26 protein-coding genes are annotated in these 20,025 nt (G+C 73.0%); 14 read left to right on the plus strand and 12 right to left on the minus strand.

Translation table 11 applies throughout. From position 1 onward, the window contains the following. On the minus strand, positions 1-723 hold the full coding sequence (locus NCI01_RS01940) for a hypothetical protein (RefSeq protein WP_254179778.1): 723 nt from the start codon (positions 721-723) through the stop codon (positions 1-3). A gap of 39 nt (positions 724-762) precedes the next feature. Next, positions 763-1,488 carry a hypothetical protein gene (locus NCI01_RS01945; RefSeq protein WP_254179779.1) on the minus strand — a complete coding sequence of 242 codons (726 nt, stop codon included), beginning with the start codon at positions 1,486-1,488 and terminating at the stop codon, positions 763-765. 117 nt (positions 1,489-1,605) lie between these two features. Between NCI01_RS01945 and NCI01_RS01950 the strand changes: the two genes are divergently transcribed. Both NCI01_RS01950 and NCI01_RS01955 read left to right on the plus strand, forming a co-directional pair. After that, positions 1,606-1,743 carry a hypothetical protein gene (locus tag NCI01_RS01950; RefSeq protein ID WP_254179780.1) on the plus strand — a complete coding sequence of 46 codons (138 nt, stop codon included), beginning with the start codon at positions 1,606-1,608 and terminating at the stop codon, positions 1,741-1,743. A 131-nt stretch (positions 1,744-1,874) separates the two neighbouring features. Continuing rightward, positions 1,875-2,528, plus strand: a complete 654-nt coding sequence (locus NCI01_RS01955) for a hypothetical protein (protein WP_254179781.1) — start codon at positions 1,875-1,877, stop codon at positions 2,526-2,528. Positions 2,529-2,585: 57 nt separating this feature from the next. Here NCI01_RS01955 and NCI01_RS01960 read toward each other — a convergent pair whose 3' ends face one another. After that, on the minus strand, positions 2,586-3,197 hold the full coding sequence (locus NCI01_RS01960; protein ID WP_254179782.1) for a DUF998 domain-containing protein: 612 nt from the start codon (positions 3,195-3,197) through the stop codon (positions 2,586-2,588). 36 nt (positions 3,198-3,233) lie between these two features. Between NCI01_RS01960 and NCI01_RS01965 the strand changes: the two genes are divergently transcribed. The 4 genes from NCI01_RS01965 to NCI01_RS01975 all read left to right on the plus strand — a co-directional run bounded on the left by NCI01_RS01965 (position 3,234) and on the right by NCI01_RS01975 (position 5,347). Further along, entirely contained in the window at positions 3,234-3,653 is a 420-nt protein-coding gene (locus NCI01_RS01965; protein WP_254179783.1) for a DUF1810 domain-containing protein, read from the plus strand. A gap of 68 nt (positions 3,654-3,721) precedes the next feature. Continuing rightward, positions 3,722-3,856, plus strand: coding sequence for a hypothetical protein (locus tag NCI01_RS21945; RefSeq protein WP_302181429.1), 135 nt, complete (start codon positions 3,722-3,724; stop codon positions 3,854-3,856). Between the two features lie 31 nt (positions 3,857-3,887). Then, positions 3,888-4,886, plus strand: a complete 999-nt coding sequence (locus NCI01_RS01970; protein WP_254179784.1) for a beta-ketoacyl-ACP synthase III — start codon at positions 3,888-3,890, stop codon at positions 4,884-4,886. A gap of 53 nt (positions 4,887-4,939) precedes the next feature. Next, positions 4,940-5,347: a hypothetical protein gene (locus NCI01_RS01975; protein WP_254179785.1), complete on the plus strand. Its 408-nt coding sequence runs from the start codon at positions 4,940-4,942 to the stop codon at positions 5,345-5,347. On the opposite strand, the gene NCI01_RS01980 is transcribed toward NCI01_RS01975, so the two are convergent. Together NCI01_RS01980 and NCI01_RS01985 are read right to left on the minus strand one after the other, a co-directional pair. After that, positions 5,325-6,116: an esterase/lipase family protein gene (locus tag NCI01_RS01980; protein WP_254179786.1), complete on the minus strand. Its 792-nt coding sequence runs from the start codon at positions 6,114-6,116 to the stop codon at positions 5,325-5,327. The two genes, NCI01_RS01975 and NCI01_RS01980, sit on opposite strands and share 23 nt — an antisense overlap. Before the next feature lie 53 nt (positions 6,117-6,169). Continuing rightward, positions 6,170-7,399 (minus strand): MFS transporter, encoded by a 1,230-nt coding sequence (locus NCI01_RS01985; RefSeq protein ID WP_254179787.1) that lies wholly within the window; start codon positions 7,397-7,399, stop codon positions 6,170-6,172. Positions 7,400-7,519: 120 nt separating this feature from the next. Here NCI01_RS01985 and NCI01_RS01990 point away from each other — a divergent pair, with 120 nt between their 5' ends. Next, on the plus strand, positions 7,520-8,506 hold the full coding sequence (locus NCI01_RS01990) for a hypothetical protein (protein ID WP_254179788.1): 987 nt from the start codon (positions 7,520-7,522) through the stop codon (positions 8,504-8,506). 23 nt (positions 8,507-8,529) lie between these two features. Here NCI01_RS01990 and NCI01_RS01995 read toward each other — a convergent pair whose 3' ends face one another. Next, a complete protein-coding gene (locus tag NCI01_RS01995) occupies positions 8,530-9,201 on the minus strand; it encodes a phosphotransferase (RefSeq protein ID WP_254179789.1) in 672 nt (223 codons plus the stop codon). Between the two features lie 221 nt (positions 9,202-9,422). Between NCI01_RS01995 and NCI01_RS02000 the strand changes: the two genes are divergently transcribed. Further along, entirely contained in the window at positions 9,423-10,685 is a 1,263-nt protein-coding gene (locus NCI01_RS02000; RefSeq protein WP_254179790.1) for an HNH endonuclease signature motif containing protein, read from the plus strand. Between the two features lie 38 nt (positions 10,686-10,723). Here the strand turns inward: NCI01_RS02000 and NCI01_RS02005 are convergent, their stop codons facing one another. From NCI01_RS02005 to NCI01_RS02020, 4 genes are all read right to left on the minus strand, one after another. Continuing rightward, a complete protein-coding gene (locus tag NCI01_RS02005) occupies positions 10,724-11,107 on the minus strand; it encodes a hypothetical protein (protein WP_254179791.1) in 384 nt (127 codons plus the stop codon). Between the two features lie 459 nt (positions 11,108-11,566). Further along, positions 11,567-12,058, minus strand: coding sequence for a DUF1360 domain-containing protein (locus tag NCI01_RS02010; protein ID WP_254179792.1), 492 nt, complete (start codon positions 12,056-12,058; stop codon positions 11,567-11,569). Positions 12,059-12,172: 114 nt separating this feature from the next. Then, a complete protein-coding gene (ddaH, locus tag NCI01_RS02015) occupies positions 12,173-12,937 on the minus strand; it encodes a dimethylargininase (protein WP_254179793.1) in 765 nt (254 codons plus the stop codon). Between the two features lie 38 nt (positions 12,938-12,975). Beyond that, the gene (locus tag NCI01_RS02020) at positions 12,976-13,827 is read right to left on the minus strand and encodes an alpha/beta fold hydrolase (RefSeq protein ID WP_254179794.1); all 852 of its coding nucleotides are present in this window, start codon (positions 13,825-13,827) and stop codon (positions 12,976-12,978) included. A gap of 64 nt (positions 13,828-13,891) precedes the next feature. Between NCI01_RS02020 and NCI01_RS02025 the strand changes: the two genes are divergently transcribed. Next, positions 13,892-14,500 carry a TetR/AcrR family transcriptional regulator gene (locus NCI01_RS02025; RefSeq protein ID WP_254179795.1) on the plus strand — a complete coding sequence of 203 codons (609 nt, stop codon included), beginning with the start codon at positions 13,892-13,894 and terminating at the stop codon, positions 14,498-14,500. A gap of 61 nt (positions 14,501-14,561) precedes the next feature. Further along, a complete protein-coding gene (locus NCI01_RS02030) occupies positions 14,562-15,089 on the plus strand; it encodes an SOUL family heme-binding protein (RefSeq protein WP_254179796.1) in 528 nt (175 codons plus the stop codon). A 37-nt stretch (positions 15,090-15,126) separates the two neighbouring features. On the opposite strand, the gene NCI01_RS02035 is transcribed toward NCI01_RS02030, so the two are convergent. Both NCI01_RS02035 and NCI01_RS02040 read right to left on the minus strand, forming a co-directional pair. Beyond that, entirely contained in the window at positions 15,127-16,050 is a 924-nt protein-coding gene (locus NCI01_RS02035; protein ID WP_254179797.1) for a PAS domain S-box protein, read from the minus strand. A gap of 91 nt (positions 16,051-16,141) precedes the next feature. Further along, the gene (locus NCI01_RS02040; RefSeq protein WP_254179798.1) at positions 16,142-16,564 is read right to left on the minus strand and encodes an ANTAR domain-containing protein; all 423 of its coding nucleotides are present in this window, start codon (positions 16,562-16,564) and stop codon (positions 16,142-16,144) included. A 19-nt stretch (positions 16,565-16,583) separates the two neighbouring features. Here NCI01_RS02040 and NCI01_RS02045 point away from each other — a divergent pair, with 19 nt between their 5' ends. From NCI01_RS02045 to NCI01_RS02060, 4 genes are all read left to right on the plus strand, one after another. Further along, positions 16,584-17,630, plus strand: a complete 1,047-nt coding sequence (locus tag NCI01_RS02045) for a recombinase family protein (RefSeq protein ID WP_308213180.1) — start codon at positions 16,584-16,586, stop codon at positions 17,628-17,630. Positions 17,631-17,678: 48 nt separating this feature from the next. Then, entirely contained in the window at positions 17,679-18,146 is a 468-nt protein-coding gene (locus tag NCI01_RS02050) for a hypothetical protein (protein WP_254179799.1), read from the plus strand. A gap of 125 nt (positions 18,147-18,271) precedes the next feature. Further along, positions 18,272-19,141 (plus strand): hypothetical protein, encoded by an 870-nt coding sequence (locus tag NCI01_RS02055; RefSeq protein WP_254179800.1) that lies wholly within the window; start codon positions 18,272-18,274, stop codon positions 19,139-19,141. Next, positions 19,138-19,998: a hypothetical protein gene (locus NCI01_RS02060; protein ID WP_254179801.1), complete on the plus strand. Its 861-nt coding sequence runs from the start codon at positions 19,138-19,140 to the stop codon at positions 19,996-19,998. Before NCI01_RS02055 ends, NCI01_RS02060 begins: the two co-directional genes overlap by 4 nt. The last annotated feature ends 27 nt before the right edge of the window (positions 19,999-20,025 follow it).

The following is a 20,025-nucleotide window of genomic DNA, read 5'->3' on the forward strand; positions in this document are numbered from 1 at the left end:
TCAGTGTGCCTCACCTGCGGCCGGCAGGATCGTGAACCACGGCTCCGACCAGCCCGAGATGCCGAGGGCGCCGCGGTCGAAGGCGTCCCGGGTGACGACGGTGCGCCCGCCCGTCGCCGGGTCGTACGCCGTCAGCCCGGCGTCGTCACCGCCGAGGAAGAGCACGACGTGGCGCGGCAGCACCCGGTTGCCGACGTAGAGCGGCACGGCATGCCCCAGCGCGACGGCGCCCGCCACCTCGTCGTACGCCTCACCGCGGCGTCGCGGCGAGACGGCCCGCACGCGGTGGCGGGTGCCCGGCACGGAGGTCCCGCCCGTCGCGGTCAGCTCGCGCGCCAGTGCCCACGGCGCCGTGCCGAGGGCTCGCGGCCACGCGACCTGGAGCGCACCGGAGGCGCCGTACCAGCGGTTCGTGCGCACGTGCGTGGCGAGGACCTCGTCGGCGAAGCGGCGTCGCCGTGGACGCGGGTCGCGCTCGCGCCCGGCGACCTCACCGGTCTCCAGCCACCTGGCGTAGTCGGCGTCGCCGAGCATCCGCGCCACGACCAGGCACGCCGAGCCGCACGTGGTGGCGTCGGGCTGCACGAGGCCGGCGCGACCCCCACGGATCGCGCCGGCCCGGGCGCGGTGCGGGGGGCCGGCAGGCAGTCGGCCCTCCCCCCGCACCGGCCGACCGGCGAGCGCATCTCTCAGCCGGTCGACCAGGTGCTCGAGCGGGCGCATGGGACATGTCTACCGCGCGCGTCCGCCCGAGCGGTCGGGTCAGCCGCGGTCGGAGGAGTCCCCGGTGACCACGACGTAGAACCGCTTGCGGGTGCCGTCGGTGGTGACGCTGCCGTCGCTGTTGCGCGGGCTGACCACGAGGTGGTTGGTGTTGCCGGTGCCGGGAGGCGCGCAGTTGACGACGTTGGGCTGGCACATCGCGGCCGAGATCTCGCCCGAGAACTCGGGGTTGGCGTCGGCGCCCGCGGCGCGGCCGTTGGTGACGGCGTCGCCGTTCTGGTCGACCGTGTTCTGCAGCGCGACGACGGCGAGCACGCCGTTGTTCGTCAGGTCTTCGCCTGCGTTGATGTAGACGTTGCCGTTGGCGCGCAGCCCGGCGGTGTCGGCGCCCATGGGTGCGAGGGTGGGGTAGGCCGCGGTGACCGAGAAGCCTCCGGACTGCGACACGATCGCGCCGCTCGCGTCGACGAGCGCCCAGCGCCCGACGCCGGCCGGACCCTGCGCACCGGCGGGCAGCTGGCCCTCCTTGAAGTCGCGCGCCTTCAGCGAGCCGTTGCGGACCTTGTTGGAGCCGATGACGTCGTTCTTGATGTCGCGGCCCTTGAGGGTGCGGTCCTTGACGTCCTTGGACTGGATGGAGTTGTTGCGGATGTCGTCGGAGCCGATCAGGCCGGCCGCGTAGGACGTACCGGTGGACGCCACGACCAGGGCCATGACGGAGACGGCCATGGACGGGGACGGGCGGCGGAGAGAGGGGAGGCGCATCGGTCGTTGACCCTTCGTCGACGTGACCGCCGGGACCGGCGGCTCCTCAGTGGTTCGGAGTGAGCCGGGTCACGGATGGGGACGAATCGCCTTGCCGCTGCTGGGTACGGTCCCCACATGGGTATGGCAAAGAAGATCGCGGCCTTCGGCATCGCCAAGAAGGTCTACGACGAGGCTCGCAAGCCTCACAACCAGGCCAAGATCAAGCAGGCCGTGCAGAAGGTGCAGGAGCGCCGCAACGGCAAGCGCTACTGAGCCGGCCTGAGCCGGACTGCAGGGACGCCGCCCCATCCGTACGGGTGGGGCGGCCCAATCCGATCCGGACACGGGTGCCGAACGACGCCACAGGGCCGATTCGCGGCCGTCGTTTGACACAAGGAGATCCCATGCAGCATCGCAAGCTCTACGCGGCCCTGGGCGGCGTGGTCCTCGCCGGCACCACCGCGGTCGCCGGGTTCCAGGCCAGCAGCGCGACCGAGTCCGAGAAGCCCGCAGCGGCTCCGGGCGGCGTGCACCTGAAGGCGGATCTCGACTCGCTCAACGACTCGGGCGCGGACGGCCACGTCCACGCCGAGATCAAGGGGCGCAAGGCCCACGTGCGCATCAACGCGCACGGCCTCGCCAAGAACCTCCCGCACGCCCAGCACCTGCACTTCGGCAAGGAGGCGCGCAACGAGTGCCCCAGCGTCTTCGACGACGCCAACAACGACCACCGGCTCAACGTGGCCGAGGGCGTGCCGGCCTACGGCCCGATCCTGAAGTCGCTGACCACGAAGGGCGACACGAGCCCCAAGAGCGGCCTCGCCGTCGACCGCTTCCCGACCACCCCCAAGGGCGTCGAGAAGTACTCGCGAACCATCAACTTCGCGCCCGGCGCCGTGCTGAAGGCGATCAAGAACGGCAAGGGCGTCGTCGTGATCCACGGTGTCGACCACAACGGCAACGGCAAGTACGACTTCGACGGTGCCGGCGCCAGCGAGCTCGACCCGAGCCTCCCGGCCGAGGCGACCGACCCCGCCCTGTGCGGCGTCCTGCGCTGACCGACCCTGTTCGACCTGACCGGTCGTCTTGACCGGTCCTCGTCGACCCCGTCCCTGTCAGGGACGGGGTCGACCCATGTCGGGACGGTGGCTCCACGAGAAGGCGGCGAGCCCGAACAGCACCGGCCAGAGGGCGAGCCGCTCGAGCGCACCACCTGCCGCGCCGTCGCCCGCGAGCACGAACCCCAGGGCCGCCCCGGCGGTGAGGACGCCGGTCGCGGTCAGGACCCTCGACAGCCGCGGTCGGTCCCGTCGCACCCGGTGGCCGAGGACCAGCAGCGCCAGCGGCTGGGCGACGAACAGCGGGGTCGCGGCGAGTGCGTGCAGCGTGGCGTCCTGGTCGAGCGGCGCAAGCCCCGTGGCGTACGAGCTCAGTCCCGACACCACGAGCAGCGCGGTCACCCACGGCCCGAGCGGCCGAGCCATCAGCAGCGCGCCGCCGGCCAGGGCGAGGCCGTAGCCGATGAAGGCGCCGTTCATCACCTCGTGCCGCGGCGAGCAGTAGGCCGCCGAGCACCCCACCTCGCCGAGCCTGCTCACCGAGTCGGCCACGAAGCTGTAGCCACCGGTCGTGGCAGCCGCCGTGACGACCTCGGCCGCGATGTAGGTCGGGCGGAGCGCCAGGACCAGCGCGCCCAGCCGGACGGCGCGGGTCGGGGTGTCGGGCACGCGGTCAACGTAGCCGGGACGGGGTACACAGGTGCCATGGACCTCGACCGCTTCGTCCGCGCGCAGGACGACCACGAGACGTACGACCGGGCGCTGGCCGAGCTGCGCGCCGGGCGCAAGACGAGCCACTGGGTGTGGTTCGTCTTCCCGCAGGTGTCGGGACTGGGGCAGAGCCCGACCGCGAAGCACTACGAGCTCGCCGGCCTCGAGGAGGCCCGCGCCTACCTCGACCACGACGTGCTCGGCCCGCGGCTGCGCGAGTGCTGCCGGGCGCTGCTCGGCCTCGACGAGGACGCCACCGCCGAGCGGGTGCTCGGGACGGTCGACGCGATGAAGCTGCGCTCGTCGATGACGCTCTTCGCACAGGCCGATCCCGACGAGCCGGTCTTCACCGCGGTGCTCGACCGCTTCTACGACGGCGCGCCCGACGAGCGGACGATCGCCCTGCTGGGCTGACCGTCCGTCCCCATCACTCGGGGTGTGAAGGCGTTGCCACGCCCGCCGGGTCGGCGTAGGACTGGGGGATGACCACCACACCCGTCGAGCCCGAGTCCGACCCCGACATCGTGCCGTCCGGCGACCCCGGCATCGACCCGATCGACCCCGGCGAGGTGCCCGACTCGCCGATCCCCGAGACCCAGCCCGACGGCGACCGGTAGCACGTCCGGCCGACCTGCCTATGCTCGCGTCATGACGATCCAGCAGCCCACCGAGCTCACCCACGCAGCGATGCTGGGCCTCGGCGTCCACCGACCCGAGCGGGTCGTGACCAACGACGAGATCTGCGAGGTCCTGGACTCCACCGACGAGTGGATCCAGACCCGGTCGGGCATCCGGACGCGGCGCTTCGCGGGTGAGGACGAGACCCTCATCGGCATGTCGATCTCGGCGGCCGAGAAGGCGCTGGCCGCCGCGGGTGTCGGCGCCCAGCAGGTCGGCTGCGTCATCGTCGCGACCTCGACGCACCCCGAGCACACGCCCGCCTCGGCGCCCCAGGTCGCGTCCGCGCTCGGCATCACGGCGGCGGCCTTCGACGTCTCCGCCGGCTGCGCGGGCTTCTGCCACGGGCTCAACCTGGCCGCGTCGATGGTGCGCTCCGGGGCCGAGAGCCACGTGCTGGTGATCGGCGTGGAGCAGCTCAGCCGCTTCATGGACCCGACCGACCGCGGCACCGCGTTCATCTTCGCCGACGGCGCCGGTGCGGTCGTGGTGGGACCCTCCGACACCGCGGGCATCGGCCCGACCGCCTGGGGGTCCGACGGCTCGCAGGCCCACGTCATCACGCAGACGCCGAGCTGCCTCGGCGGCCACTCCGAGGTCGACCACCCGGTCGTCCAGATGGAGGGCACGGCGGTCTTCCGCTGGGCGCCGTTCGCGATGGCGAAGGTGGCCCACGAGGCGCTCGACCTGGCCGGCGTCTCCGTCGACGACCTCGACGCCTTCATCCCGCACCAGGCCAACCTGCGCATCACCCAGACCCTCGCCAGGAACATCCAGCTCCCCGACTCCGTGGCCGTGGCCACCGACGTCGTCGACTCCGGCAACACCTCGGCCGCCTCCGTGCCGCTCGCGATGGAGGCGATGCTGCGCAACGACGAGGCAGCCGCCGGCGACACCGCCCTGCTCATCGCCTTCGGCGCCGGGCTGAGCTATGCCGGTCAGGTGGTCACCCTGCCGCCGCTGGGCTGACCGCATTCGGCTGAACGGCTCCGAGGATCCGCCCCACCCGTCACGCTTGGGCTGTGACCTCCTCGCCGACCGGCCGCGGGCCGCTGCTTGCCCTGGCGACGGTGGTCACGGGTCTCGCGGGGGCCGCGATCGTCTACCGAGGGCTGGTCGACGCAGTCTCGGTCGTCGACTTCAACACCGACCTCGACAGGCAGCTTCGCCGAGAAGGAGCCCGGCAGGTGCTGGTGGGGTGCCTGCCCCTCATCGTGGCGGGGGGCTTGCTGCTCGTCGGCCGGGCCAGGTGGACCGGCGGCCTCGTGGTCGGCTGCGCACTCCTCATCGCGCTCCTCGCCCGTGCCGACTCGGCTGTGTCGTGGGTGCTCCTGGCGGTGCTGGTGCTCGCAGGCTCCGTCGGGTGCGTGCGTCTGCTCGTCCGGCCTGCGCAAGGGCCCCGGCCGGTCAGGCGCTCGGCGCCGGGCTGACCGCCAGCCGGTCGGCGACGACCGCCCAGACGTCGGGGTCGATGCCCATCCCTATGTGGGTCGAGGACACCTCCACGTGCTCGACATCGGGAGAGGTGTGGTCGAGGCAGGCCTGCCAGGCCACGATGCCGTCGCGCCGGGAGAAGATGACGGTGAGCGGGATCGGCACGGGTGCCGTCGGCTCGAGCCGTTCGGCCACCCTGCGGGCGTCGGGGTCCGGTCCGCGCCGGTAGGCGCGCGCGACGGTGGTGTGCCGCGGCCCGCCGGTGACCGGCGTGCCATAGGTGATGACGCGGCGTACGGCGTCGGGGTGGCGGCGGGCGACCTCGCGGGCGATGACGCCACCGAGGCTCCAGCCGACCAGCGAGGCCGGTGCGCCCTTCTCGTCGACCAGCTCGAGCACGCTCCGCGCGAGCCGCTCGACGTCGCGCCGCGGGTCGCCGGTGTTGGTGCCGAAGCCCCAGCCGCGGGCGTCGTACCCCATGCGCCTGAGGTAGCCGCGCAGCGGCGCCCCGGACAGCTCGGGTGCCTTCCAGCCGGGGATGTCGACGACCAGGTGGCCGTCGCCGCGCGGCGCGCGGGCCAGGCGCGGCAGGGCGCCCACGAGCCGGACGCCGGAGAGCGGGGAGCCGAGCTCGCCGAGTGCCGTGGCGGTCGCCGGCGGGCCGCTCGGGTGGCCCAGCGTGCCGACCTCGGCCCGGTGGCGGGCGCGCGTCCGCAGCCCTGTGGCGGCCAGGAGGTGGTGCCCGCGAGCGGGGACAGGTGGCATGGACGCGACTGTACGGGGGGCCCGGGAGGTGCCCGGGCGGCGCGGAGCGACGTCTAGCCGGAGGCCCGAGGTGTCCGGGGCGCCCGCTCCGTCGAGGTGCCGGCGGCGGCCGACCGCTGCAGCGCGAGCGGGAGCGTCGCTACGGCGATGGCGCCCGCGCAGAGGAAGGCGGTCGAGAACGACGTGAGCTGGGCCATCACGCCGACGGCGACCGAGCCCAGCGCCGTACCTCCGTCGAAGCCGGCGTTCCAGACCGCGCTCGCGAGGTTGTGGTGCCGGCGCGAGACGGCGGCGAAGGAGATCAGCAGCGTGAGGTTCTGCAGCGCGCCGTAGCAGAGCCCGACCAGCAGCATGGCGAGGAGGAAGGCGCCGGCGCGGACGCCGTCGGACCCCGCGACGGACCAGGCGACGAGGGCCATCCCGACCCCGGTCAGCGGCACCAGGGGCACCAGGAAGCGCTGCGGGCCGAGCCGGTCGGCGAGCGCACCGACGCGCCACCGGCTGAGCGCCGCCGTCAGCCCCATGAGGAACAGTCCGCCCGCCGCGAGCGAGGGGCTGTCGACCATCTGCGGGGTGAACGTGATGACCGCCCCGCCCGCGAGCGTGACCACGAGCAGGAGCAGCATCGGCCGCAGCAGTCGTCGGTACGCCGCCGACGCGGGGTCGAGCGGGTCAGCCAGCGCCGCCGTGGCGGGGTGCAGGTCCGGTGCGCCCCGGCCGAGCGCCGCAGCCAGGCGGAGCGCCGCCGGCACGCCGGCCAGCGGCAGGGCGCTCAGCGTGAACGCCACCCAGTAGCCGAGGCTCTCGGCGATCCACGGGCCGGCCGGGAGCAGGACGAGGTTGGGCACCGCGACGGCCAGGCCGTACGCCCCGATCGCCTCGCCGCGGCGCTCGGCCACCACCAGCGCCGCGACGGCGGCGCTGCCGGTGACGGTGAGGATGCCGAACCCGACGCCGCGGACCGCCGACAGCGCGAGCACGACGCCCAGCTGGTCGCTCAGCGACAGCAGCACACCGGGGACGCCCAGCAGCGCCAGCCCCGCCGCGAGCACCGGCCCCCACCCGAAGCGCCGCAGGGCGCGCGGGACGAACAGCTGCGTCAGCACCGTGACGAGCAGGAGCACGCCGTTGACCAGCCCGGAGCCGGCGGTGGTCGCCCCGCCCTCGACCGCCCACAGCGGCGCGACGGTGAGCAGCAGCGCGTAGCCGGAGAAACCCGTGCACGACACCACCACGAGGGGCGCCATCCCCGGCTGACGCCAGATCGACCCCCGCCCGTCCACGGCCGGAGTCTAGGGGCGCACGCCCGGCCGCGGGCGGTCGCCGGGAGGTGACCAAGGTCCCGCGGATGTCCGGACCTTCGCCGCTCACCCGGCACCGGCCGCGGAACAGAGGGTGGAGCCATGACCCTCCCCCTTCCTGCGCTCGTGCCCGCCCTGCCCACCCACGAGCGCTGGTTCGTCGAGTCCCAGCAGGCGGGGGACTGGTCGTTCTTCCTCTCCCCGCTGCCGCTGACGCTGACCGCCGCCGTCGTCGCCGTGGCCGTCGCGTGGCGCCTGGTCGCCCTGCGTGTCGACCGCCCCGAGCTGCCCGTCCTGCGGCCGCTCGGCCGGCTGGTCCCGTGGGTGCCGCGGCTGCTCGGCATCCACCTCGGTGTCGCGCTGCTCGCGCTGGCCGCGACCGGCGCCTTCATCACCCCGTCCAACGACCACCTCGAGGGCGCCGGAGGCACCGCGCTGCTCCTGGTGGAGGCCGCGCTCGGCATCTGGCTGGTGACCGGCTGGCAGCTGCGCACCGCCGCCGCGCTCGTGCTCGGCCTCGCTCCGGCGCTCGCTGCGGTCGCCGGCCTCACGGCGCTCGGGGAGTGCGCCAACCTCGCGGCCGTCGCCGCCTTCCTCGTCGTCGTACCTCCCGGCCCCGATGCCCACGGCGCTGCCCACCCCTCGCGCGCCCACCTGCGCTGGGCGCTGCTCTGGCTGCGGCTGGGCGTGGGCACCGCGCTGATCGTGCTGGCCTTCTCGGAGAAGCTGACCAACCCGGCGATGGCCGTCGACACCCTCGAGCGCTACCCCGCCCTCGACGTCTTCTCGCTCGCCGGCCTCTCGTTGTCGCCGGAGACCTTCGTGGCGATCGCCGGTGCCACCGAGCTGCTCTTCGGCCTCCTGGTCATCTCCGGCGCCTTCCCGCAGGTGGCCGTGCTGGTCGCGATGGTGCCGTTCAACGCGACGCTGCTGCTCTTCGGCCAGACCGAGATGGTCGGGCACCTGCCGGTCTACGGCGTCTTCCTCGCGCTGCTCGTCTACGGGTCGTCGGAGGACACGTTCCGCGCGGTCCGCTGGCTGCCCCGCCGCTCGGCGCGCCGGGCGGTCGTGCCGGCGGCGGTTGCCTGAGCCCGGCTCGCGCGCCCAGGGGTTCAGCGATCGAAGAGCGGTCTGTTCGCCTCGATCCACCTGATCTCCGCTGCCTCGTCCTCGAGGCTCCCGTCAGCGACCCAGGTCCTCTGGGGCTCCACCCCTTGCTCGGCCAGTGAACGGACGTGCTCGATGGTCGCGTGACGGCGTCGGATGACGGCGTCAGCCACGTCGAAGTCGGCCACGATCCCGTAGGCCTCGAGGAAGGCGTCGATGCGGGCGCGACGGTCGGGCACCTGCGGGAAGTGGTGCCACTCCAGAGACGACTCGTCGTCGCGCATCGGGGCGAACCACAGCAGGGCGTACGCCACGTCGTCCCGTCGTGGTGCACGATGCAGGAAGTCCCAGTCGATGAGGGCGACCGCCTCACCGTCTCGCCACACGAAGTTCCACGGCCCGGGGTCGCCGTGGACGAAGACGTCGCCGCCTGCAGCCGTCGGGGGCGCGGCGAAGACCGCGTCCTGCGGCGGAACCCAGTCAGCAGAGGCGTCGTGGATGCGTCGGAGCAGTCGCGCCGCCGAACGCAGGCCCCGCTCGTCATGCTGGTGCTTCCATCCATCACCACCGCTCTCTCCCTCGAGGTATCCGAGCACCTCGGTCTCCTCGCTCAGCGACAGCGGTTCGGGGACGCAGTCCAGGCCCTTCTCGCGGAGGTGGCGCAGGAACGAGTGCACCGTCGGGCTCTGAGGCCCCGCCGGCCGGACGACCGTCTCCGCAGACACCTCCACCGGACGGAGCTGGGCGTTCACTTCTGCCGCACGGCTCAGTGCCTCGTCGTTCGCCACGGGTGCACCTTCACACAGGTGGCCGACAGGTCACCATCGAGTTCTTGAGGACCTCTCCACAACCGCTTCCGGCGCCCGACCGACTGTCGGTGGCCTCTGAGAGTGCGTGCATGACAGCGATCGCACACTTCGACGACCACCCGGTGGTGGCGTTGGCGCGGTGGCTGGAGTCCGACCTCGCGGCGGCGATCCAGCGGCCGATGTGGTCGATGTCGACCGAGGACGCCGAGCAGGCGCTGCTGTCGCTCACCCGGGTCCGGGGCCAGCTCGACGCGCTCCTCATGCGGGTCCTCCGGCAGGCGGAGGCGGTGGGCGCCGGGATGGACACCGGGGCCACGTCGACGACCAGCTGGTGGTCGCAGGCGACGCGCACCACCCGAGCCGAGGCGCACCGGACGGCGCGGCTGGCGAAGGCGTTGGAGGGGCACGACGAGGTCGCCCAGGGGTTGGCGGCTGGCGACCTGCGCACCGACCAGGCGCGTGTGGTCGCGGACGCGGTGGACGACCTGCCCGACGCCGTCGAGGACTGGGTGCCCGCCGCGGCGACGCGGTTCCTGCTCGACAAGGCTCGCGAGCACGACGCGAAGGACCTCCGCACGTTGGGTCGCCGCGTGCTCGAGGCGGTCGACCCTGTCGCCGCGGACGCCGAGGAGGCGCGTCGTCTCGAGGGCGAGGAGGCTGACGCCGTCGCCGGAGCGTCGTTCTCCATGGTCGACGACGGGCACGGCACGTGCCACGGCCGCTTCACCGTCCCGTCACTCCAGGGGGCGATGCTCGCCAAGGACCTGAAGGCCCGCGTCGCGCGCGAGTGCGCGAAGGGCCGCGCCGGCGGGCGCGAGGGTGAGGAGCGCCCGCCGACCCTGACCCGGCACCGGATGGGCCGGGCGTTCATGGACTACATCGAGACCCGACCGGCGGCGTCGGCGCCCAAGGCCGGTGGGGTGGCGGCGACGGTCGTGGTGACCATGGAGCTCGAGACCCTGCTCGGTGGGCTCAAGGCGGCGTCGCTCGACACCGGCGGACGTGTCAGCGCCGGCGAGGCGCGACGTCTCGCCTGCCGCGCGGGCATCATCCCGGTGGTGCTCGGCGGACCGAGCGTGCCGCTCGACGTCGGCCGCAAGCGGCGCTTCCACACCGAGGCCCAGCGGATCGCGATGGGGGTTCGCGACGGCGGCTGCACCGCGGCGGGCTGCGACGCGCCACCCGCGATGACCGAGGCGCACCACGACCAGGTGTCCTGGGGCGAGGGCGGCGGGACGAGTGTCGCGAAGGGCCGGCTCCTCTGCCGTCCCCACCACCGACGCATCCACGACCCGGCGTTCCAGCACTCCCTCGACAAGCACGGCAAGGTCCGCTTCACCAGGCGGACGTGAGGAGGCCGGGCCAGCCGGCTGCCGCCGTCTGGTGCTGCTCACTCAGCGGCGCCGATGTGGAATCCCCCCTCGCCCCAGGACGACTCGAGCTCACCCTCGGCGGACAGGTCGACCGCATCGCATCCGGTGACACGGGCGCCGATCTCGCTCGGCCAGTAGCAGACGGCGTACGCACCCTGCGGCACCTCGACCCGGAAGTCACCTTCGTCGTCGATGGCAACCACTGTGCCGTCCAGCTGGTCGACGTGGGCCTCGCTCAGCGACACCACGAGGTGGGCCCAGCCCCGCGGGTCGGCAACTTGCTCCTGGTCGGTCCGGTCCCAGAACGGGCCGTCCATCGCCGCGACCGGCATCACGGCCAGCCCGCCGCCCCCGACGCTCGGGTCGCCCGGCTGCCCTTCGACGTCCGATGTGCCGGACATGTGCCCGACCATTCCGCCCGAACCGGCCGGGTCGGGTGCGTCCGACCCGCAAGCCGCCAGGAGACCCATCGCGAGCGACGACAGCGCAATGCTGGCCAGGCACTGGCGGCTGGCTCGGACGCGAGCGAGTCTCTTCATGGTGTCCCCGTGGACAGGTACGAACCAGCTGGTCGCACCACCCAAGCAGGCAACGCCGTCACCCCGGGGCGGAACGCGGAGATCTCGGCGTCAGGTCAATGCACGTGCGCGCCGTCCGCACCGCGGGCTAGCCTCGGAGCCTCGCCTCACCCCTGGGGCGGACGGGCCCCGCAGGCTCGACCTGCGCGGCGACCGTGATCCGTGAACAGTGGTCCGACCACATCGGCAGGGGTTGCCCGGCGGCCGGGTCCTCCGGGGCCCGGCCCGTCGGTGCCGTGCGCGGATCCGCACGCGTGGCGGATGTGACCCGCCGGGAGACTTTCAGTCGCCGCGCAGCCGGGAGTAGGCGTGCTGGAGGGCGTCCGAGGCGCCGACAACGGTCAGCACGGCCGCGGCGGCCCGGGTCGGCCGGGGAGCGAGCGCCATCCCGGCGACGTACGCCGTGCCCACCCAGACGCCGAGGCAGAACGGGCAGGTCAGCAGCTCGCCCACGGTGTGGCGCAGGCCGTGCCCGTCGCGCGGCTTCTCCACGTGCTCGCCCGACCCGGCGGCCTCCTCGAACTGCGTGAAGGGCGCCCGGAGCGGGCTGGTCACCGACGCCCTGCTCAGCAGCCGCGTGAGCTTGTGGGTCGCGATCCCGCCCAGGGTCAGGTCCCGGAGGGAGTAGTGCTCGGGCAGCTCCCGGCCCGAGGCGCGCCCGAGGGCGAGCAGGCCGGTCACGCTGGCGACGTAGACCGCCATGCTGTCGGCGTGGCCGCTGAGGTTGACCTCGTCGTCGAGGTCGTAGGTCGCGGCGTCCAGGAGCTGGGTCATGGGCGCCCGTACCCCGCGCCGGCGCCCGGGATGAGAGATCCGGGAGCGGCGCGGGTCACAGTGTGGCGGACATAGCCTCCGACCTGCGGCCCGGCGCGGACACGAGCGGTCGGTTCAGTCGCGCAGGCGCACGGACAGGCAGGTCACGCAGCCCTCGAGCTTCTCGAACTCCGTGACGTCGACGGCGACCACCCGCAGCCCGCGGTCCTCGTAGAGCGCCCGCGTGCGGGGCGCGGCCGAGGACATCAGCACGGTCGCCTCGTCGAGCAGCACGACGTGGGAGCCGGGCTCCTCCGGGACCGCGAGGAAGGAGGTCCACACCGTGGGGTCGTCGACGACGTCCGCCCACCCGACGACGGTGCCGTCGGGCAGGGCGGTGACCGCGGACTTGAGGTGGAGCGCCTTGGTGAGCGGTACGCCGACCACGCGGGCGCCCAGCGGGGCGAGGTGCGCGGCGAGCTGGTCGACGCCGGCCTGGTTCGTGCGTCCGCCCAGGCCGACCCAGACCGTGCCGTCGTGCTTGAGCACGTCGCCGCCGTCGAGGGTGCCGGGCGCCTCGATGTGGGCGATCCGGTAGCCGAGGTCGCGCAGCACCTGCTCCGTGCCGGTCACCTCGGCCCGGCGCTCGTCGGCGCCCGGCCGGGTGATCACGGCGAGGTCGGCGTACATCACGACGGTGTCCTCGACGAACACCGAGTCCGGGCAGTCCGGCGCCGGCGGGACCTCGATGGTCTCCCAGCCCTCGGCCTGCAGCGCGGCGACGTAGGCCTCCCACTGCCGCTGGGCGAGGTCGAGGTCGACCGGCACACGGTCGATGTGGGTCAGCAGGCCGTCGGCCAGGCGTGGGCTGGGGCGGCGGACCAGGGCGCGGCGTGACATGCCCCGATCTTCGCAGCACCCCGTCCGACGGGCAGCCCTCAGTCGAGCCGCTCCCAGAACCGACGGACGTGCGCGGCGAACGCCTCCGGCTGCTCGAGCGGGACCAGCGTGCGCGCGCCCGTGATCGTCACGACCTCGGCGTCGGGAGTGGCGGCCGCCGACCTCCTGGCGTCGTCAGGGCTCCAGTCGCCGCGGTCGTCGGAGGCGACGAACAGGCTCGGCACGGCCAGGTCGGCGAGCTGGTCGGACACGTCGCGGCGGTCGAGGATGAAGGACCGGACGGCGAGCGCCGTGCTACGCCGGCTCGGCCGGTCGAGCGAGTCGACGACGACCCGGCGGATGGGCTCCTCGGCGGCGGAGGCGTCGGTGAGCATCCCGGCCACGATGGCCGAGCGCACCGGCGCCACCGGACCCAGCCAGCGCAGGACCGGCAGCAGCATCGTGACCTGCTTGCGCAGCCCGGCGGGAAGTGCCTCGGCCGGCGAGCTGACGGCCACCAGGCTGCGCAGCACGCCCGGGCGGGCCCCGAGCTCGAAGCCGACATGGCCGCCGAAGGCGTTGCCGACCCAGTCCACGGGGCCGTCGACGCCCATCCCCGCCAGCAGGTCGACGGCGGCGTCGGCCGCGCCGACGATGTCGCTCCGCTGGCGGAGCGCGTCGCTCAGGCCCAGGCCCGGAGGGTCGACGAGGACGTAGCGACGGCCCTCGGGCAGCAGGGGCACGACCGGGTCCCAGGTGTGGCTGTCGACGAACATCGACGGCCACAGCACGGTGGTCGGGCCGTCCCCGACGACGCGGACGTGGAGCCGGCCCAGCCGGGTGGCGACGTGTGCCTCACGCGCGGGCAGCGATCCGGTGCGGCCGGGCGATCGGGAGGAGGAGTGATTCATGGTGGTGCCTCACAATTTCGGGCAGTGTGACTCACATGGATATATTGATGTTAGCGTTACTTGCATGAAAAGCAAGCCGGTTCGTCAGTACCGCATGACCGCCCGCGCCGAGGCGGCCGAGCAGACCGGCGAACGGATCCTCGACGCGATGCTGCGGCGCTACGCTGAGACGCCGTACGACCAGGTGCGGCTCGAGGACGTCGCCGCCGACGCCGGGGTCACGCCGCAGACGGTGTTCCGGCGCTTCGGCAGCAAGCCGGGCCTGCTGGTCGCCACCGTCGAGCGCGAGCAGGCCGCGCTGGCCCGGGACCGCGCGGCCGCGATGGGGGAGAGCCCGCAGGACACGGTCCGCTCCCTCGTCCGCTTCTACGAGCACCACGGCGCCCTGATCCTTAAGCTGTACGCCGAGGCGCACCAGGCGCCGGGTGTGCCGGAGCTCGCCGCCCGCGGTCGCCGCTACCACGTGGGCTGGTGCCGCGAGGCGTTCGCCGACGGGCTCGAGCCGGGGCTGGACGAGGCGACCCGGGCCCGGCGGCTCGCGCAGGTCGTCGCGGTGTGCGACGCCACGACGTGGCGCGTGCTCCGCGTCGACGGCGGGCTCTCGCCCGAGCAGACCGAGGAGGCGGTCCTCGAGCTGCTGCTGCCCCTGCTGTCCGCATCCGCGCGGGGGTGAGGACCGCGACCCGGGACCTCGGGCCCTGCCCGGACCACCGGGACCGAGGGACAGTGGAGCCATGACCGAGCAGCAGCCCTACGAGGTGGTGGGCGAGCATCCCGGCTTCGAGCTGCGCCGCTACCCCGACCACGTGGTCGCCGAGACGCGGGTGACCGGCTCCTTCGAGGGCGCCGGCAACGCCTCCTTCCGGCGGCTCGTCGGCTACATCGGCGGGCGCAACACCCAGAGCCGCAAGGTCGCGATGACCGCGCCGGTGGTGCAGGAGGCCGAGGACGAGTCGGCCGGTCGCTTCGTCGTCGGCTTCGTCATGCCCGCCGACTTCGACCTCGACGCCGCGCCCGACCCGACGGACCCCGACGTCCGCCTGCGCGCGGTCCCGGCGCAGACCGCGGCGGCCCTGAGGTTCTCCGGGCGCTGGACGCGCGAGCGGTACGACGACCACGCGCGCCGCCTCCTCGCCGCCGTGGAGGCGGCCGGGCTCGAGGTCGTCGGGCCGCCGAGGTTCGCGCGCTTCGACCCGCCGTGGACGCCGTGGTTCCTGCGTCGCAACGAGGTCGTCGTACCGGTGGCGGACCCGGAGCGCTGACCGCCGAGCACCGCCCGGGCCGGCGGGCGCGGAGACCTCAGCCGGCGGGCGAGCCGATCAGCGGCTCGCCGTCGACGACGCGCTGGCACACGTCGTGCACGGTCAGGTGGTGCGACCGCGCGTAGGAGCGCAGGGAGTGGAAGGCCTCGTCGGGCGTGACGCCGTCGCGGCCCACGAGGAAGCCCTTGGCGAGCTCGATCACGAGCCGTGTCTGCAGGGCGGTCTCGAGCTGCCTGGCTCGCAGCTCGGCCTGCTCCATCGCCACCCGGGCCGGGCTGGGGCGCAGGTTGCACACGACGCCGCGCACGGTGGGGTCGTCGAGCAGGCTGGTGAAGGCGACCTCCGCCCACCTCCAGTCGTGGAACGCCTGGACGCGGACCTCGGCGGGCGGGTGGGCGCCGGGCCGGGCGACGACGTCGTCGAGCAGCCGGCCGAGGTCGGGGCGGTCCTCCTCGTGCAGCAGGTCGACCACGGAGGTGCCGACGAGGGAGTCCTGCTCCCAGCCGAACAGCAGGCCCACGTTGGGGCTGGCATAGGTGATCACCGCGTCGTGGCGCAGCAGCAGCGCGGCGTCGGTCGAGCGCTCGAGGAGCGGACGGATCGCCGAGCCGAGGTTGGTGGACACCCCGACGATGCCGACGAGGCGTCCCTCGCGGTAGATGCCGGCGTCGGTGACCAGCGCCGGGAACGTGCTGCCGTCCTTGCGCCGCACCGGGAAGCCGCCCGACCACGCGACGCCGTCGCGCAGCGCGGCCATGATCTCGTCGGCGGTGTCGTGGCCCACCTCGGAGACGGTGACCTCGGCGACGTTGCAGCCGAGCACCTCGGCGGCCGTCCAGCCGTAGAGCCGCTCCGCCGCTGCGTTCCAGTGCACGATCACGCCGCTCGGGTCGGTCGTGATCACCGCCTGTCCGATGGCGTCGAGCTGCTCAGCGGCGCTGATGGTCTCGTCGTCGGGCACAGCTCCATCCTGCGCGTCGCTGGAGGTGCGGGGCAGGGTCCAACGGCACGTGTGACGGGTCGTTCGGCGCCATCGGGCGCTGGTGCGTGGCTCAGCGGCTCCGGAGCACCCGTGCCGCGTGCACCGCCGACGAGTAGCGCCACTGCCGCGCCCCCGCGGACCGGCCCGGCGCGGGCACGGACCCCGTGGCCGTGCCCTCCCCTGGCGCCGGTCCACCCGCCGTCGGTCCCGCCGTCGCGCCGCCTGCCTCCGCCGCCGCTCGTACGTCGCTGAGGTCACTGCGCATGCGCTGCTCGAGCCAGCGCACCATGACCTCCGTGTCCGGGTCGTCGCGGCCCAGGCAGATGCCGTCGACCAGCGCGGCGGACACCTCCGTCACCGGGGCCTCCGCCTCCCGGGCCCACCGGTCCAGCACCGCGCGCGACTCGCACGACCCGATGCCGTAGCGCAGCATCAGCGCGCCCTTGGCCTGCTCCACCACGCGACTGTCCGACTCGTCGACGAAACGACTCATAACCCACCCTCCGGGACGTGTGAACGACCTGCCACCGGGTGTCTGGGGTGGTGCTCCCGGTGTCCGGGAGCGAGTTGCTGCCGCCGACGATAGCCGCGGGCCCCGGGCGCGACAAGGGTCCACACGCCGGGCTCGCGTCGTCCCGGCCGGGACCTTCGGCTCTGGTGGCGGGTCGTCGGGCCGCACAGGCTGGAGGACACCGGGGGCGCGGCCGTTCAGGTGGGCCGAGGACAAGAGGGCGCTGCACCCGGAGGAGGCGCCCCTTCTGCGCGCGGCGGCCCGCGACGTCACTGACGGCGTGCCGGTGCGGGAGGTGGCGAGGCGCTGGAACGCCGACGGGGTCCGCACCACCCGGGGCGGCGAGTGGAACCACACGAACGTTCGGCAGGTGCCCCGCAACCCGAGGCTCGCCGGGTGGCGCACGCACCGGAAGGCCATCGCCCGCGACGCGTCCGGGCAGCCGGTGCGGGGGGTGTGGCAGGCGCTGGTCGACCAGGACACGTTCGACGCGCTCCAGGCGGCGCTCGACGGGCGGGCGACGCGGTCCCGCCGCGGCTCGCCGCGGTACCTGCTCAGCGGCGTCGCGCGGTGCGGCGAGTGCGGGTCGCGGATGCACGGCTACCGGCTCGACGGCGGAGAGCGCCACGCCTACGCGTGCTCGGCCGAGGGCAGGGGGCACTCGCTGACCATCGCGGGGCGCCAGACGGACGAGCTGCTGGCGGCGCTGGTCGAACGGCGGCTGGCCGAGGCGGACCTCTCCGGCGAGCCGGTCGCAGCGGACGAGTGGGCGGGCGAGGCCCGTCTCCGCGCGATCCCGGGCCAGATCGGCGAGCTCATGTCGGCGTTCCAGGCAGGGGTGCTGTCGGGGGCGATCGTGTCCCCCAGATCCAGGCCCTGGAGGCTGAGCAGTGGCCCTGGAGCGGGCTGCAAGGCGCGGGGCGCCCTGGACCCCGGACCGGCTGCAGGTCGTATAGAGGTAGGGAGCAAAGGGGCCGACAAGCTCCCGGTCCTCACAAGACTTTTCAAGCATTTCCTTGGTCTTTACACGACGCGACGCGTAGCCTAAGCACCACGACCAGACAAGACAGTCGGAAACTGCGCGGAAAGGGGTCGCATGGCCGACATCATCGTCGACGTACCCGCCGAATTCTCCGGCAAGATCCACATCGTGCTGCACGACGGGGCGGGAACCACCACCCCGGACCCAGGGGGCGGCCCGGAAAGCCTCGGCACGATGGTCGCGAGGTTCGCGGCCTACGAAGCAGGCCCCCACCAGGAAGTGGCCGATCACATGAAGGCACTGGGCTTCGAGGGCCTACTGCCGCAGGCGCGGAAGGGGTCGGCCTCCAAGACCCCGTACATCCGGTGGGTCTACAAGGGGTCGGCTCGAACGGTCCGGCTGTACCAGAACTCGAAGGGACTGGTCTCGGACAGCAAGAAGCAACTCGACTTCGCCACGGGAGCGCCCGGGGCATCCCCGGTCGCCCCGGTCCACGAAGTGAGGTTCTACTACGACGCCGCGGGCAAGAACGCCGTCCTGGAGGCGGCCAAAGCGGCGACGCAGTACGCCAACACGCCGTAGCCGATGGCCAGCCCTCGGGCACCGAGCCCGGGGCTGGCCCGCGTGGACGAGCGCACCGACACGACGCTGAGAGTCGCGAAGTCGTACATCCGGACGCATGTGTCGCAATGTACTACACTCGGGCCATGACTCTTAGGCCGATCACCCTCACCATCACGGGCAAGGTGAGCTACGAAGACGAGATCTCGGTAGCCCAGGCCGCCCGGATCATCGCGTTCCTCAACGCAGATGAGGGGGGTGCGGACCTCGGCGCCGACCTCGCTGGCGACCACGGCGCGGGCCTGGACGACAGCCCGCGGACCGACTCCAACAAGTCAGCGAACAAGGTGGGCAGTGCACGCGAGGCGCTCGACCTCTCCGGGGCGAAGACGAACGCGGAGAAGATCGTCGCCCTGGGCGAGTACGTTCTCCAGGACGGCGGCGAGACGTTCAAGGTCGAGGACGTGAAGGCCCAGTTTCGGCGCGCGAGGGAGACGGCGCCAGCCAACTTCAGCCGCGACATGACGACCGCCGTACAGGCAGGCTGGCTCGCCCAGGGCGACGGCGACGAGTACTACGTCACCAACAAGATCCAGGGCATCTTCGACGGCGGCTTCGAGTTCCCCAAGGCAGCGTCCAACGGTGGCGGCCGGTCCAGGGGAGCCGCGAAGGGGACGGCCAAGGCCAAGGCCAAGCCCGAGGTCTTCGCGGACCTCGACGATTTCCCCACGCGGATGGACGGCATCGCCGCCTACCCCAAGATGAAGTCCGACAGGGACAGGCTGCTGTGGGCCCTGCACTTCGCGAAGTCTCACGGGATTCGGGGACTCGCAAACAAGGACCTGTCGTGGCTGACCGACCACCTCGGGGCAGGCGTGCCCAGCGGGAACGTCGGCGGGGCGTTCAGGAGCGGCAAGTCCGCCGGGTACATGAACCGCTCGACGGTGGACCAGACGATCCGCATCACTGAGGATGGCGAGGACTACCTGAAGACGATCGCGTCGGCGGCGTCGTGAGCCCAGGCCACGACCCCGTCGCCCTTCGACTGCAGCGGCTCGACCTCCAACTGCAGACGCTCGTCCTCGGCCACCTGGCCGCGACCCGATCCGACGGCGGCACTACCTCGCCCGCAGCTGTGATCCAGTTGTTCCACGACTTCGGGCTGCCCGCGCCAGCCAAGATCACGAACGTAATTGCCGCGCTCACGACCAAGAAGTTGCTGGCCAAGCAGCCGCAGCGCGGCATCTACAAGGTGACACCCGCGGGCCAGGCAAAGGTCCGCGAACAGATGACCGGGCTTGACCTCGTCGCTCTCGTCGCCGAGGCCGCGCACGAGAACGCCCCCGTCTTGGGCCGGACAGAGCACGCGCTCGTGCCGGTCCACATGGCCCCGCCAGCCCTCGTCCAGCCGCTGCGCGCGTTCCTGGCCGACCATCCCTTTGACACGAACGTGTTCGGGATGACCCGCTTCCCCGACGCGAAGGCGGGGACTGTCGACCCGGTCGGGCGCGCGCTTGCTGTAGTGAAGGAGGTGTGCGCCGAGTCCGGGCTGGAGTTCCATCTCGCGTCAGACCGCGCGATCGTCGACGACCTGTGGGCCAACGTCACGGCGCACATGTGGGCCTGCCGCTACGGCGTCGCCCTCTTCGAGGATCGGGTCGACCGCGGGCTCAACCACAACCTGCTCATCGAGGTCGGCGCGATGCTCATGACGGGCCGCCGCTGCGCGCTCCTGAAGGACGGCTCTATCGACCGGATGCCGACCGATTTCGTCGGGATGATCTACAAGTCCGTCGACCTCTCGGTCGAGGACACCACCGCCACCACGGTGCGGTCGTGGCTCAAGGACGACCTCGGGATCGGCAACACGTAGAAGCAGGTCGGGGCAAGCGGACTCGTC

Origin of the sequence: Nocardioides pinisoli, assembly GCF_024199985.1 — a bacterium.
In the GTDB taxonomy this organism is placed as follows: Bacteria; Actinomycetota; Actinomycetes; order Propionibacteriales; family Nocardioidaceae; genus Nocardioides; species Nocardioides pinisoli.